The organism is Siminovitchia fortis (assembly GCF_007681465.1).
Taxonomy (GTDB): Bacteria; Bacillota; Bacilli; order Bacillales; family Bacillaceae_C; genus Siminovitchia; species Siminovitchia fortis.
Genome location: NZ_VEKZ01000017.1, coordinates 36,029 through 50,310, shown reverse-complemented (window position 1 = coordinate 50,310; position 14,282 = coordinate 36,029). Strand labels below are relative to the sequence as shown.

Genomic DNA, 14,282 nt, shown 5'->3' with positions numbered 1-14,282 from the left:
ATTTTATCATCTCCTGCTTGTTATTTTATTACAATTATATCACAACCAAGCTTAAAACAAATGGAGCGCCTTTGGCATCGTTTGACCTTCCGTTGCCGAAGATGGAAGCCTGTTTGCCAGGCGCTCAACCACTGCGGCAGCCAAAGAAACAAAGGCTGCGCCCGGTATCGCGTGTCCTTTTTTCTCCCCTCCGGGCAACGACTGTATCTGGGAACCGTCGGCGAAAACTGGATTCATGCAAGCCAGCGGAAACCCTTCAAGCCGATTCGCTTTTTAATCGGCTAAGGAGGGGAGGTTCATAATCCAGGGATATAAGTCAACGACTCTCATATGCTCTGGCTTTGTTTCCGTTCCCGTTACGATCATTGGTATCAATGAATCCTGTTCGTGTATGGATCCGTGTGCCGCTCCTCCGGGATGAACAGGTGTACCTTCGCCGGCAAATTCGAAGCCGGGCTTTGCGTCAACGATGATATAGTTTCCGGAATGGGAATGTAATGAACTGTGCAATCGGGCCAGTGCATCCGGGTAAGTTCCGTATTCAATTTGCCGGTTGTTTACGGAAAGATCCAAAACGGAATAATCCCCATGCAGCCACCATGACTGGCCATATGGATCCTTATAATCCCCATTGGGGCGGAATGTTAATTTTTCTTTATGGCCATTTGCCGCTGCATGCACATCTGCACCACTTTTCCAGGCAATCAGATTCATTCGCTCGTCTTGCTGAAGATGGCCTGCGATTTCTTCAAGCGTTATATTTGGATCCAAATTATAAATGAAAGCCATTCTTTCGTTATATCCAATGACAATTTGATCATCATCTTTTACCGGTTCTGTGATTTTGTGTATTTTATAATGGGAGTCCAAAATCTCGTTTAATTGGATTAAGGATTTGGTTTTGTCTTTCCCGACCTTGGCCTGCCCGCTGTCTCCCATCACGATCCAAATGGCAGACTGCACTGCTTCGTCCCAAGACTCATATGCATTCAGTACCTCCTGAATTTGCTTATCGGTTTTTTCAATACTGTCTATATGATTTATGGGGCCTTTTTCGTGAACATTTTTATCAAGATCCGGGAAATAGGCGATGGTAAAAGCGGGAAGCTTTCCATTTTGAATTAAATATTTTAATTCCTGGGCTGTAAATTTGTCATTAAATCCATACCTTTCCCATAATTGGGTGTTTTGATTGTTTGTCGGGCTAAACTGTGCCAGTGCTCCGTAGGAAAACAATAATGGGGTTTCAATTTGAAAGCTTTCGGGCATTATGTCCAATTTCGATAATACTTTTGAAAGATTTAACGTCTTCTTTTCATTGCCTCTATAGACGAGTGCATTTATCGACGCGCTTTCCAATCCTTTTTCCGCCAATTTTTCATGTATGGTCTTTACGTCACGGCTTAAGTGGGAGTGATTTAAATGATACAGATTGTCTTTAACCACCTGTTTAATTCCCAATTTAAACACTTCTTCTTTGGCACTTCCATAATTTACAAGCCGCTTTTCTTTTTCATCATACCAAACAAGGCCGGGTACCCGATGCTTATCCGAATATGTACCGGTCAGAAGCGAGCTGTCAATCGTTACTGACATCGTTGGATAGCTGCTGATCATGTTTGGATAATAGCGGCCCTGTTCGATTAAATATTTTAACGCCGGTGCGCGCCCCTTTTTGATTGCCTGCTTTAGTGGCTCGTCCATCAAAGAATCAATGATCAGTAGAATGACGGGATTTTCCGTTTTTGTGATAGCTTTACGTTCCAATGACTGATTTGCAGGTTTAAGACCTCTTATCAAAAAGATGATCGCCACCACAACGATCACGATGATTAAAACATATAACATTTTCCTCATCCTTTACTCTTTCCTTTTCTTAAGATGTAATATGTCCCTAGTCGATACTGGATATCGATATCTTTTGATTGATATGAATTCTTTTCTTAATGTTGGCGGGGATTTCACAAACGTGATGCCAAAAGGCAATATTGTCAACATATTATTTTATTTTGTATAGATGAACGTATAAATATCAGTGGAAAAATAAGCATAATGAATGCATGAAAAATAATAAGGCTGATTTTTTGAGGAGAGTAAATTTTTGGTGATCAAAGTAATGACTTTTAACATACATCATGGCAAGGGAATGGATAAACAAGCGAACCTTCATAGAATTGCTGAAGTGGTTGATATTTGTGAAGCTGATATCATTGGCCTTAACGAGGTTGACAGCCGCTTTTCCAAGCGCAGTCTTTATGAAGATCAAGCGGCTTGGCTTGCAAATCAATTAAAGATGGATTATTTTTTCAGCCCGTCTATATCAAGATCCTCCAAACGTTCAGCAGAGATTCGGGAATATGGGAATGCTCTCTTATCCCGATTTCCAATCATTAAAAAGAAGTCTCATGTATTTAATAAAATAGCCGGAATGGAAGGGAGATCTTTGCTGGATGCAACCATTCGGATAAACAAACAGCCCATACAAATCAATGTCACTCACCTAAGCATTAATCCCTTTCTCCATAAGAAACAAACAGATTTTATCGTAAGCCATCACCATCAGACAGCCAATCCGATTATTTTACTGGGCGATTGGAATATGAAACCCGGATCTAAAGGGTGGAGAAAATTAACCGGTCAATTTCAGGACGCCTGGCACATCGGGGGAAAAGGCCAAGGCTGCACTTATCCTTCACCGCGGCCCAGGTTAAGGCTGGATTATATTTTTGCCCGTCATGATTTTAAAATAGCAGATGCCGAAGTTGTAACCAAAATGCCCGTTGCCTCTGATCATTTGCCTGTAACCGCAACATTATTTTTTAAAAAATAATGTCCCGGATTCCCGGGAAAACGCAAAAAAGCCGGAAATCATTATCCGGCTTTTGTACTATTAATTGCGCGGGGCAACTGGACATTGTGGATGGTTATTTCAGGACGGCTGCCTATTCTGATATTTACGCCTGTTTGGCCAAGCCCTTCACTTATATAGAACCGCTTTTCTTTGTAACTGTGCAAACCTTTTATCATATTCATCTTAACCAGTTTGCCCATTTTCTTAAGGTGATATGGTTTTGGCCAATGAATTTGGCCGCCATGAAAATGGCCTGAAAGCAAATAATCAAAATGATAGTCATGCATGGACAAAACAACATTGGGATCGTGGGTAAGTACAAGATTATAGCCTTCTTGTACACCATCATAAGATTCCTTCAAATTACTTCGTTTCGTACTGAAATCATTGATACCGATAACATTTAATGGAACTCCGTCTATGTCAATCATGTTATTTTCATTTTGCAATAGTTTGATGCCGTTACTTATCAACATGCTCTTTAATTGGTCCAAATCACCTTTTCGCAAAACATAATCATGATTGCCAAGCACAGCATACGTTCCATGTACTGGTTCCAATTTTTTTAAGACTTGCAAATATGGCAGGAGTTTAGGAATGCTTTTCTTCCTGTCCATAAAATCACCGGTTAATGCAATTAAATCGACCGGCTGCCTTTTGATACTTTCATACAGTTGTTTCGGAGATATAGAAATATTTTCAAGATGCAAATCAGAAATATGCAATATCCTCAGGGGCTCGCTCTTCTCTTTTAAATTATTTTTACAATCTATATCAATATGATTAATGACAACGGATCGGGTATTCTTATTGCCTATATATATGAAAATGCATAATGCGATGAATATGGATATCGTTACGGTCACTTATTTCCCCTCCTCCTGTCAATTATAAATGGAAGGAGGAGGGATTTTAACCTGTAATATATGGATAGAATGTCAAATGAATCAGGTGCTCTTATGCGGCGCCTGGCTATAAATACTTCCATATTTTTGTAAAAGTATCGCTTTAGACATAATCAAATACATGGGTTCAGGAAAACTCTTGCCTCTTCGGCTATTTGAGGAAAGTAAATAAATCGGCATAAGAGCTGTTTGTTTAAATTTTTTATATAAAAGGCTTTTAATAGGGTGCGGTTCAAATCCTAATTTTTTACAACCTCTATAAAGTGTCGTAATTCCAATTATCCCTTTTATTTCATTGAATTCATTGCATAATTGAATATAATCCACAACCGCCGGGAGAGCATCCTTCACTTTGGAATAAATGATTTTCCCTCTTCTTAAATCGTTTTTATACTGCATAATTTCACTCAATAATTTGACATTGTGCAAATGCACTTTCACGAGAACATCATTTTTACAAATCAACGTTCCATCCGATAAAATGATATCTCTGCCCTTATATCTCGTTAATCGAACACGCATAATGGTCTTTTTGCCGCATCTTTTTTTAATATGATGCAGTCGAGTGAAATGGAAATATATCGGATCTATTATATTCCATCCTGCAATGCAAAATTGTCTGATCCCTTTCATTTCAATTCCCCTTAGTTGATGTTTTTATGGAGCATTCTATTTTATTTTGGTAAAAAAATGCAAATATTATTGGAAATTCAAGGTGAGGATGATATCACTTTTTTTTCACAAACTATCCTAAAAGGGTGGGGAATTCCATGCACAACATTTTATTTTTGCCATTTCTGCAAATTCCTTCAGGGCATCATCATGTTGCCGATAGTATCAAGAACCAATTGGAACAAATGGCGGACCATTTCCATTGCGAGAAAATAGATATTTTATCTTATGGATACGGAAACATTGAAAGTTTTATTTCCTCCATTTATTTGCAATGGATTCACAAACTTCCAAAAGTGTACAGCACCATTTATCGCCTTGCTGCGGTGGAGCGCCCGACGCTGAATAAACGCTTTCGAATATATGAAGTTCTGTTTATAAAAGCGGTTAAAAATGTATTGCAAGAAAAAAATCCGGATTTGGTCATTTGTACTCATGCCCTTCCTTCTTACATGATTGCTCGCCTAAAAAAACTACAGCTATGGACCGGAATCGCGATTAATGTTTATACGGATTATTTCATCAATAACCTTTGGGGAATTGATGAAATTGATTATCATTTTGTGCCGAGCAAGAAAATCAAAGACCAGCTTGTAGAACAGGGGGTAAATGCAAAGCGCATCTTCATAACCGGTATCCCGGTTCATCCCATATTCAATATGAAAAATCATATGGTAAAAAAAGAAAGGATCTTTACAGCGTTAATCAGCGGCGGAAACATGGGAGCGGGATCGATTTTCCAACTGCTTAACCGGTTAAAGCCGGGAGGGCAGATTCTTTACAAAGTTTTATGCGGAAAAAATGACAAACTTCTTCACCATATCAGGAGCCTGAACCACCCGCTCATACAACCAATTCCCTATATATCATCCAAGGAAAAGATGAATCGATTGTATGATGAAACGGATATGATCATTACTAAACCGGGTGGAGTGACAATTAGCGAGAGTCTAACCAAAAAACTTCCCATTTTTGTATATGATGTTTTGCCTGGACAAGAAGAGCAAAACTTAAACTTTTTGAAAGATAAGGGGTTGGTCCACCATTTGGATGAGTGGACCAATCAAGAAAATTTTGAAGAGGATATACTAAACGTACTGCATCACAAAAGGCAGGAGACGATAAACAGCATTCATCAATATTTGATGGAGGTTGAGCTGGAGGATCCAATTTCATTCATCATCGACATTTTTGGGAGGTGACCTGGGAAAAATCAGGAAATAATCTCCAACAACCGAATGAATCGAAAATAAGAAAACAACCTTAGCATTTTATAATTTCCTGGTTAAACCATAAAAAGATGGCTACCTAATAATCGCCATCTATCAATCGGAACGCTGTACCTTTTTCCCAATCACCAGCGCCACTTGCAGCATTGTGATCGGCAAAGAGGATTTTTTTCTATAGGCCAAATATTTTGGTTCCCATGTATTCACATATTTTTCCTTAAATTTTCTCAGCCCTTGAAAATGATAGAAAAATTTCCCATGAAGATAAATTTGAGCGGCAATTTTTTCACTCAAAAATGAATACTTGGAAAGGCCTACGTTTGAAAGTGGGGCCATCCCTAGATTAAATTTTTTATATCCTGAATCCTTTGCCCATTCAAACAGCGAGAGGAAAATAAAATCCATAGTTCCCGAGGGAGCATCTTTCTTAAAGCGCATCAAATCAATGGATATCGTTTCACCATCGTAAACCGGCATCAGGCTTGCAAATCCTATCATTTGGCCGTCAGAGTCTTTTAAAATAGCGATATCGGATTTATTCAGATAGTTGTCATCAAAAAAGCCTAAAGAAAAGCCTTTTTCTCTTCTTCCTTGAAGCCAATCATCCGAGACTTGTTTTAAATCATCAAGCATTTCCCGGCTGAAAGGCGGGTGAGCAATTTGAAAATTGCTGTCCTCTCTTTTCATTTTGTTGAAGACAGCCCGGGCTCCCTTCATTTTTTTACCCGAAAGGGAGAATTCCTGCAAGTCAACAAAACCTTCTTCTCCCAGTTTAAAAAAGTCAAATCCATTTTCGTGCAGATACGGAAGCATGCCCATGCTCACTTCATAAAACACGGGGGTATGACCGTAAAGGTCTGAAACCCTTTGAAATTCCTCGATCGCGTTCGGAAAATCCTCTCGCTTCCCGACCGGGTCCCCGAGAATTACAAGTTTATCGGCATAACGTTGATAAGGGAACAGAACGGTTTTTTTGCTGTTCCAAAATATATATTTATCATGTAAAAAAATCAAATGGGTCAAGACATTGCCTTTAAATTTTTTTACATGCTCCAATATTTCTTTTTCCTGAAAGTCGGATTTTTCCATAATCATCTTCCTGGACCTGCCCAACAAATACCCTGCAGCAAAAACAGCCAAGGCGATTAACAATCCGATGGCAGCGCTGAAAAACAGGTCCAGGTAATCCGTTATGACGTAAGGCATCAGCCTTGTCGGCATATTGACTTTTGCCGTGGGTAAACTGATATAACCGACTAAAATATAGATCGATGTGATAATGAGAATCACGGCTATATCAAAAAACGTTTTTCCCCATGTCAACACATAACTTTCCCGATAAAATCGGTCCTTCGAAATTCTTAATAGGAGGGCCACAATAAGAAGAAAGATCGCTTCCTCATAATCCAGTCCCTTAAAAAGTGAAAGTACAGCAGCACCGGATAATACCGCTAAAGTGATATGGTATGCCCGCTTTACTTTATATTCGATCCCCCGTGAAAGACCAAGGAGAATAAAACCGGCTGCCACCGTTAGTTGATGGGAGACATCCATGATTGGAAATGATAAAAACTCCTCAACCACCCTTAATCTTTCAAGAATTCCGGGGACTGATGCGGACAAAAGCAGGATTAGTCCGGAAGCAAATACCAATACTGTCAGGATAAAATGGCTGATTGTTTGAATGACGCTGTTCGGGACGTTTTCCAAGCTCTCGTTCCACCTGTCCCAATAATCTTTGATGAATAAGCCGCCTGCAATGATAAAAGGTATGAAAAAGTATCCAATCCTGTAGAGCATTAAAAGGACCAGCACTTTTTCATCCTGGATTCCCAAGTAATCGGTTCCCCATATAAAGACAACGTCGAATGAACCCAGGCCGCCCGGTATCATACTGACGATGCCGGCACAGCAGGCTACAATAAAAACGGGAAACAGATCATGAAAGCTAATTTGTATATGGAGCATTTTAGCAAGAAACCAAATGACAATGAATATGGCTCCCCATTCACAAAGAGAAACAAAAACCAATTGGGCACGGACTTTAACATCCATTTCCGTGCCCTTATGGTTTTTATGGATAATAAATAAAAGGATTGGAAGATAGAGCGCAACTCCGATCACCGCCACATAAAGCCACTTCGTATTCACCAGCAGCGGGATGTCCCTGTATCCCGCAAGGATGATCCACGAAAGCAGCGAAACCCCTGTAAGATAGAACAGCGATACAGAAGCGATGGTCGTAAGCAGGCGCTTTTTGTCCAACTCACGGGACCGGTAAAAATAAGTTCGGATCATTAATCCGATCAGTCCGCCAAAACCGATTAAGTTTGAAAAAGTATTCGCAATCAACGCCTGTTTCACGAGCTTTTTTTTCGGCGTATCCATCCCCAGCAGTTTGACCATAATCACATCATAAAAAAGCATGGGTATGATCGCCGCAGCCACTACCAACAGAGTAACAGCCATGTCCACAAAATCAATCTTGGACATTTCCCTTTGAAGGAGCCCATAATCAAGGCCTCTGGCAAACTTTTGAATTTCAAATCCTGCCAAAACCAGCAAAGCCAGCGGGAAAACTATTTTTAGAAAAGAAATCATCCTGTTCATCGTCATTTTTTGCATGTCCATCCCCCGCTTGCCTAATCTGTTATCCAAAATTACTTCACTAATAGAATATCCTGTACCCTGCAGTTAAAAGGTTATTCCGATTATATCAATTTCTCCTATAGAAAAAACATAAAAAAGACGGCTATTCCTGAAAAGGGCCGCTTCTTTTTAACATTTTGAACAAAGACTTTTGTTTTCCGGCTCCAGCGCCTTTCTTAATCTTTTAAGGTTAATGTAAGGTTGACATTAAAATAGTGTAAGGTTGGGTCGCTATACTAATTTTATAATAGAAACTACTGATTAAAGGGAGTTATTAGTATGAATCCATCCATTATACAAAAGGAAAGAATCATTTCCTTAGATATTATCCGTGGCCTTGCCTTGTTTGGGATCTTGTTTATTAATGTTAAGGCATTTCAGGTTATTACCGACGACGTTCAGCTGCCTGATTATAACGGTTTGAATGGAATGATAGAATCGTTAATTCAAATTTTTATCGAAAAAAAGTTCTTTTCCATTTTTTCTTTTCTATTTGGTGTGGGGTTTTATATTTTTGCCTCACGTGCTGAAAGTCGCGGTGATAAGCCACGCTGGCGTTTTGCCAGACGTTTATTAGCTCTGTTGTTAATCGGTATTATTCATATATTGTTTTTTTGGGGTTCCATACTGGCACCATATGCCGTTATCGGCTTCCTTCTGATTCCTTTTTATCGGGCAAAGGTGTCAACGATTAGCAAGTGGCTTGGCGGAATAATAACTGTATTTATCATAGCACAATTATTAAAAATCCTTGCCCCGGATATGGGAGTCTTTTCAAACGTTATTGCCTTTCTTGGTAGTGATACCATTACGATTTTCATCATGTTTTTATCAGGATTTCTTGCAGCTAAAGCGGATTGGATTAGACAAATAAGTGATTTGTCCACTCAAATAAGATGGCTCCAAATGATTACATTTCCATTGTTTATCGGTTTTTCTATTTGGATCTGGTTCGCATCACAAGGCAATGATCCACATATTCAAGAAATCATTGCTTTAGGCACAATACCGACAACCTATTTGTACTTATCGAGTCTATTTGTAATCTTAGAAAATAAACGTATTGCAAAACTTCTGCAGCCGATTGCCCGTGTTGGTCAAATGGCGTTTACAAATTATTGGGCCCAGAGCTTTATCGGGCTGGCCATCATTTCAATAATGGATTTAGAAGTTGTTTCGCCGATAAACATTGTCATCATTTCGATCATCATTTTTGTGATTCAAATCATTTACAGCGTCATTTGGTTTAAGTTCTTTAAGATGGGGCCATTAGAAAAGGTATGGCGATTCATGACGTATGGCAGGAATGCAGCGCCCAATAGGAAATAATCGGCTATGATTTTCTTGTATAAAAATAAACAATAAGAAGGCAGACAAGAAGCGTAAACCGGTATGTTTTGTCTGCCTTTATTCAGTTGATTCAAATGATGAAAGAGCAAAACGAGGTGTATTTATGTCTGTATATATCGTCCCAATAAAGGTTGCCTTTATTATGTTTGGTGTATTGGGTTTTCTGCTTGTCATCCCTTGGCTGGTCTATAGCTATAGAAAGTATGGATATTTTAGTCTTTGGGCTTCCACCGTTGTTTACTCGTTTCTTTTCTATATGTTATCAGCACTATTTTTAGTTCTCTTGCCGCTTCCGTCAACTAGGGATACTTGTGCTTTTCAATCACCAGACACCATTTATTATTCATTAAAGCCATTCACCTTTATTCGAGATATTTTTAAAAGCGGTTCAATTATTTTGTCACAACCGAGGTCGTATATTCAGATATTCAATCAAAGTGCCTTTTGGCAGGCAGCATTTAATTTTCTGTTATTACTCCCTTTTGGAGTATATTTGAGATACTTTTTCCAAGAAAAACGATATTGGAAAAGGGCTTTAGCTTTAGGGTTTGCCCTGTCTCTCTTTTTCGAAGTAACACAGGTTACAGGAATTTACGGAATTTACAAATGCCCCTATCGTTTATTTGATGTTGACGATCTGATGTTAAATAGTACAGGTGCACTCTTCGGTTTCCTTGTGGCTCCAGTCATACTGGCTTTATTTCCTTCTAAGGAAAAACTATTGGCGAAAGGGGAAAAAATACAGAAGAGCCATCTAGTATCGCCGCTGTCGCAATTACTTGCCGTACTCATAGATTATATTTTCATTAAATTAACGTTTACTTTCACAGTCGGACTGCTGACATCAAGTGGATTCGCGGAAATGATGTTTACAACAGTAGGCTTTGTGGTGCTGTACTTTGTTTTCCCTCTTCTATGGGGAGGAAAAACAATCGGAACAAATATGATGCGATTTAAACTTTCGAATTTGGAGGGTGATGCCCATTCATGGCAAGCCGTGCTAAAAAGAACCGTTGCCCTATATTTACCTTGGCTGGCATCTATGTCGTTTAACCTTCTCACTCACATTAAATTAGAAATGGAATCTCACTTTTACGCTATTCATGTGTGGGTAACGGTGGCTATTTTCTCATTTGTCAGCATCATGTGGCTGACTTTATCCATTCATGCCATTTTCGTCATGTTAAAAAAAGGGAAACGTACCTTCTACTTTGACCAAGTTGCAGATATTGTCCCAAGAAAAAATGAAGAGGCCGGGACATAACAAAAAAGGTCAACTCAAAAGGCTAATGATTATAAAATATTATAGCTATTAAACAAGAAAATCCGAACTGATTCGATTTCTAACTTAAAGAAATTTGAATCATAGTTCGGATTTTTCATTACCTAAAATGCTTTTGTCCCAGCCTCTTCGTTTTTTAAGGTTTATGTAAGGTTTAGATTAAAACGATGTAAGGTCCGGCCATTATAATCTGATTTGTAGTCATTTAAGGAGGACTTTTTAATGAAAACAATCTTACATGCGAAAAATGTTCAAAAAATTTATGGTACAAAAGGAAATCAATATAAAGCATTGGAAGATATTGATTTAGAAATAAAAGAAGGCGAATTTATCGGCATCATGGGGCCTTCGGGTGCCGGTAAATCCACATTACTCAATATATTATCTACCATTGATACGCCGACTTCAGGAGAAATTACCATTGCTGATCAAGATATTGTCACAATGAAGGAAGAGCAATTATCAGATTTCCGCCGCAACAAGCTTGGCTTTATTTTTCAAGATTATAACCTGCTCGATACGTTAACGGTGAAGGAAAACATTTTGCTGCCGCTGGCTTTGTCAAAAATGCCGGCGAAAGAAATAGAAAACTGTGTCGAGAAAATCGCTGATACGTTCGGAATTCGGGAAATACTTGATAAATACCCCTATCATATCTCAGGGGGGCAGAAGCAAAGAACAGCTGCTTCCCGTGCGATGGTGGCAAATCCAAGCTTAATCTTGGCAGACGAGCCGACTGGTGCATTGGATTCAAAGTCTGCTACTGACTTGCTAGAAAGCTTAACTGCCTTAAATGAGCAGAATCAATCAACAATCATGATGGTCACTCATGATGCTTTTGCGGCAAGCTTCTGTAAACGGATTTTATTTATTAAAGATGGCAGAATCTACGCAGAAATTCATAAACTGCAGCATTCTCGTCAAGAATTCTTTCAAAAAATACTAGATGTCCTCGCTTCACTTGGGGGTGGACATTAAATGACGCTATTTAGTATTGCCAGAAAAAATGTCGTGAAAAACTTCACCAACTATTTTCTATATATAGGATCAATGATTTTCAGTATTGTCATATACTTTACCTTTGTTTCTTTAAAATATGATCAAACGATCCAGGAAACAACAGATTCATCCACCAAAATTAGCTCCGTCTTTAATGGTGCATCCGTTGTGTTAATAATTTTTGTAGCTGTATTTATCTGGTATTCCAATTCGTTTTTTACAAAGAAACGCAAAAAAGAAGTCGGATTATATTCTTTGTTGGGCGTTCGCAAAAAACAAATCGGCCGGATGTTATTTTATGAAAACTTTATTATGGGGATTATCGCCCTGTTGATTGGGATTATCCTTGGCTCGGTCTTGTCTAAGTTTTTTGTCATTATTTTAATGAAGGTCATGGGATATGATGCGATTGGGAATTTTGTTATTTCACCTCAAGCAATCATAAATACCATTGTCGTATTCACTCTGATTACGGCGATTACTTCGATTCACGGGTATCGTTTAATTTACCGATTTAAATTAATTGAGTTATTCAAAGCCGAGCAGGAAGGGGAACAGGAGCCAAAAGCTTCTGTGATAATCGCGATAATCTCTGTTCTCTTAATTGGAATTGGCTACTGGCTTGCCCTGCAAAATTTATTGGTGTCAGATGTATGGAGAAAAATAGGCTTCATGGTCACACCGCTTGTTATCTTAATCACTGTAATCCTGGGTACGTATTTATTATTCAGTACACTAACGGTTTATCTATTAAAGCTGTTGCGGAAAAATAAACATTATTTTTGGAAGGGAATCAATTTAATCAGTATATCCCAGCTTCTCTATCGAATTAAGGGAAATGCACGTACGTTAACGATCATTGCTGTTCTAAGTGCAACTACCTTAACGGCGGTTGGCACAGCTTACAGTTTTTATTACAACAATAGAGGTAATGCCGAAATAGCGAATCCTAACAGCATGATGTTTATTGCGAAAAACAAAAACGTATCCAATCAGATTAATGAACGAATTTCACAGGACAAAGATCATGAGATTGTCTATCATGAGACCGTCCCTGCACTTCTTCTAAATGTCGATATCACCAATCTTCATAGTAAAAATTCGGCGGATGAAGTGGAATATACGATTATCGCTAATAAAACCTATAACCAATTAGCGAAATGGCAGAAGAGAGATGACTCCTTATCACTTAAAGGAAATGAAGCAGCTGCCTTGGATGCAAGTTATTCTGAGGGGCTATCACCAAAGTATGCAGGATCGACCATTTCCTTAAAGGTGAATGATCTCAGTGAGGATATTACTTTTATGAAATTGAAGAAATTTAATGTCCTTAATTTTCGAACAGCGGGCATAACCGTTGTTGTGAGTGATGAGTTGTTTTCTAAACTGGCAAGCGGAACAAACCTTGTAAACATGGAAGTTTATGAACTGACGAATGAAGATGATGCCAAAACATTATCAAAACAGATTCAATCGCTGTTACCGGAGGAAGCAATGTTCTCAAGCTTTTATTCCGATTATGCTCATGGTATGGAGTCATCAGGTTTACTAATTTTTATGGGCGGCTTTTTAGGATTAGTATTCCTTGCCGCAACAGGGAGCATTATTTACTTTAAACAGCTGACGGAAGCAAATATGGATAAAGAACGTTATGAAATACTACACAAAATTGGTGTGAACAAGAAGGAAGTAAAAAAATCAATTGCCAAGCAAATCTTATTTATTTTCGCCTTGCCATTGCTGGCTGGTATTGCCCACAGTGTTGTAGCGCTGACTGCGTTATCAAGGTTGCTGCAGACAAACTTGGTGATTCCTGTCATCATCTGTATTGGCGTTTATGCTTGCATTTACATCATTTATTATTTCTTAACCGTAAGAACCTACTGCAAAATTGTCATGAAATGAATAGAAATGGGGAATAAAAATGAAAAAACTGCTCATCACTTTCGTAACGATCGCCATTATATTTGTTGGCGCACTAGTCATTTTTCAAAAGGTAAACTTTAATAGAGTGGGAGCCGAAGAATATTATACACAGATTAAGGGTGAAGGAAAGTTAATCGAAGATAAAATCGACAGCGGCGAAAAAATAATAAGCTATGAATATAAGCTGCCGGCTTTTGATAAGGATGGCCGACAAAAGACACTGACATTTACTGCTCAAAAACAGCTTCGGGAAAATGCTTATTTAATTTTATTTGTAAAGGATAATAAAGGTGTTACCTCCTATCAGGAAGTGAAAAAGAAGGAACTTCCCAAAAAAGCAAGCGAAACGTTAGCGAAATAAAAAAGGAAGGAATCCTTATGAAAAGGGATTCCTTTTTACTATAATAAAATAGACAAAA

Annotated in this window: 12 protein-coding genes; 7 read left to right on the top strand and 5 right to left on the bottom strand. The window is 38.6% G+C overall.

The genetic code is table 11. The features are described 5' to 3' along the window. Window positions 1–51 precede the first annotated feature (51 nt). A complete protein-coding gene (locus tag FS666_RS08030) occupies window positions 52–237 on the bottom strand; it encodes a hypothetical protein (RefSeq protein ID WP_144461306.1) in 186 nt (61 codons plus the stop codon). Window positions 238–273: 36 nt separating this feature from the next. After that, window positions 274–1,848 (bottom strand): alkaline phosphatase family protein, encoded by a 1,575-nt coding sequence (locus tag FS666_RS08025; RefSeq protein WP_144461305.1) that lies wholly within the window; start codon window positions 1,846–1,848, stop codon window positions 274–276. 256 nt (window positions 1,849–2,104) lie between these two features. On the opposite strand from FS666_RS08025, the gene FS666_RS08020 reads away from it, so the two are divergent. Further along, entirely contained in the window at window positions 2,105–2,830 is a 726-nt protein-coding gene (locus tag FS666_RS08020; protein WP_144461312.1) for an endonuclease/exonuclease/phosphatase family protein, read from the top strand. Between the two features lie 41 nt (window positions 2,831–2,871). Here the strand turns inward: FS666_RS08020 and FS666_RS08015 are convergent, their stop codons facing one another. Together FS666_RS08015 and FS666_RS08010 are read right to left on the bottom strand one after the other, a co-directional pair. Then, window positions 2,872–3,717: a metallophosphoesterase gene (locus tag FS666_RS08015; protein ID WP_144461304.1), complete on the bottom strand. Its 846-nt coding sequence runs from the start codon at window positions 3,715–3,717 to the stop codon at window positions 2,872–2,874. Between the two features lie 81 nt (window positions 3,718–3,798). Further along, window positions 3,799–4,389 carry a YkoP family protein gene (locus FS666_RS08010; RefSeq protein WP_144461303.1) on the bottom strand — a complete coding sequence of 197 codons (591 nt, stop codon included), beginning with the start codon at window positions 4,387–4,389 and terminating at the stop codon, window positions 3,799–3,801. A 137-nt stretch (window positions 4,390–4,526) separates the two neighbouring features. Here FS666_RS08010 and FS666_RS08005 point away from each other — a divergent pair, with 137 nt between their 5' ends. Next, the gene (locus FS666_RS08005) at window positions 4,527–5,630 is read left to right on the top strand and encodes an MGDG synthase family glycosyltransferase (RefSeq protein ID WP_144461302.1); all 1,104 of its coding nucleotides are present in this window, start codon (window positions 4,527–4,529) and stop codon (window positions 5,628–5,630) included. A gap of 123 nt (window positions 5,631–5,753) precedes the next feature. Here the strand turns inward: FS666_RS08005 and mprF are convergent, their stop codons facing one another. Next, a complete protein-coding gene (gene mprF, locus FS666_RS08000) occupies window positions 5,754–8,282 on the bottom strand; it encodes a bifunctional lysylphosphatidylglycerol flippase/synthetase MprF (RefSeq protein ID WP_244943874.1) in 2,529 nt (842 codons plus the stop codon). Between the two features lie 303 nt (window positions 8,283–8,585). On the opposite strand from mprF, the gene FS666_RS07995 reads away from it, so the two are divergent. The 5 genes from FS666_RS07995 (at window position 8,586) to FS666_RS07975 (ending at window position 14,224) form a co-directional block, all read left to right on the top strand. Further along, the gene (locus FS666_RS07995; RefSeq protein WP_144461301.1) at window positions 8,586–9,635 is read left to right on the top strand and encodes a DUF418 domain-containing protein; all 1,050 of its coding nucleotides are present in this window, start codon (window positions 8,586–8,588) and stop codon (window positions 9,633–9,635) included. 124 nt (window positions 9,636–9,759) lie between these two features. After that, on the top strand, window positions 9,760–10,920 hold the full coding sequence (locus tag FS666_RS07990; RefSeq protein WP_144461300.1) for a VanZ family protein: 1,161 nt from the start codon (window positions 9,760–9,762) through the stop codon (window positions 10,918–10,920). Window positions 10,921–11,160: 240 nt separating this feature from the next. Continuing rightward, a complete protein-coding gene (locus FS666_RS07985) occupies window positions 11,161–11,916 on the top strand; it encodes an ABC transporter ATP-binding protein (protein ID WP_144461299.1) in 756 nt (251 codons plus the stop codon). Next, a complete protein-coding gene (locus FS666_RS07980) occupies window positions 11,917–13,842 on the top strand; it encodes an ABC transporter permease (RefSeq protein WP_144461298.1) in 1,926 nt (641 codons plus the stop codon). A 19-nt stretch (window positions 13,843–13,861) separates the two neighbouring features. Then, window positions 13,862–14,224 carry a YxeA family protein gene (locus FS666_RS07975; RefSeq protein ID WP_144461297.1) on the top strand — a complete coding sequence of 121 codons (363 nt, stop codon included), beginning with the start codon at window positions 13,862–13,864 and terminating at the stop codon, window positions 14,222–14,224. Window positions 14,225–14,282: the final 58 nt, after the last annotated feature.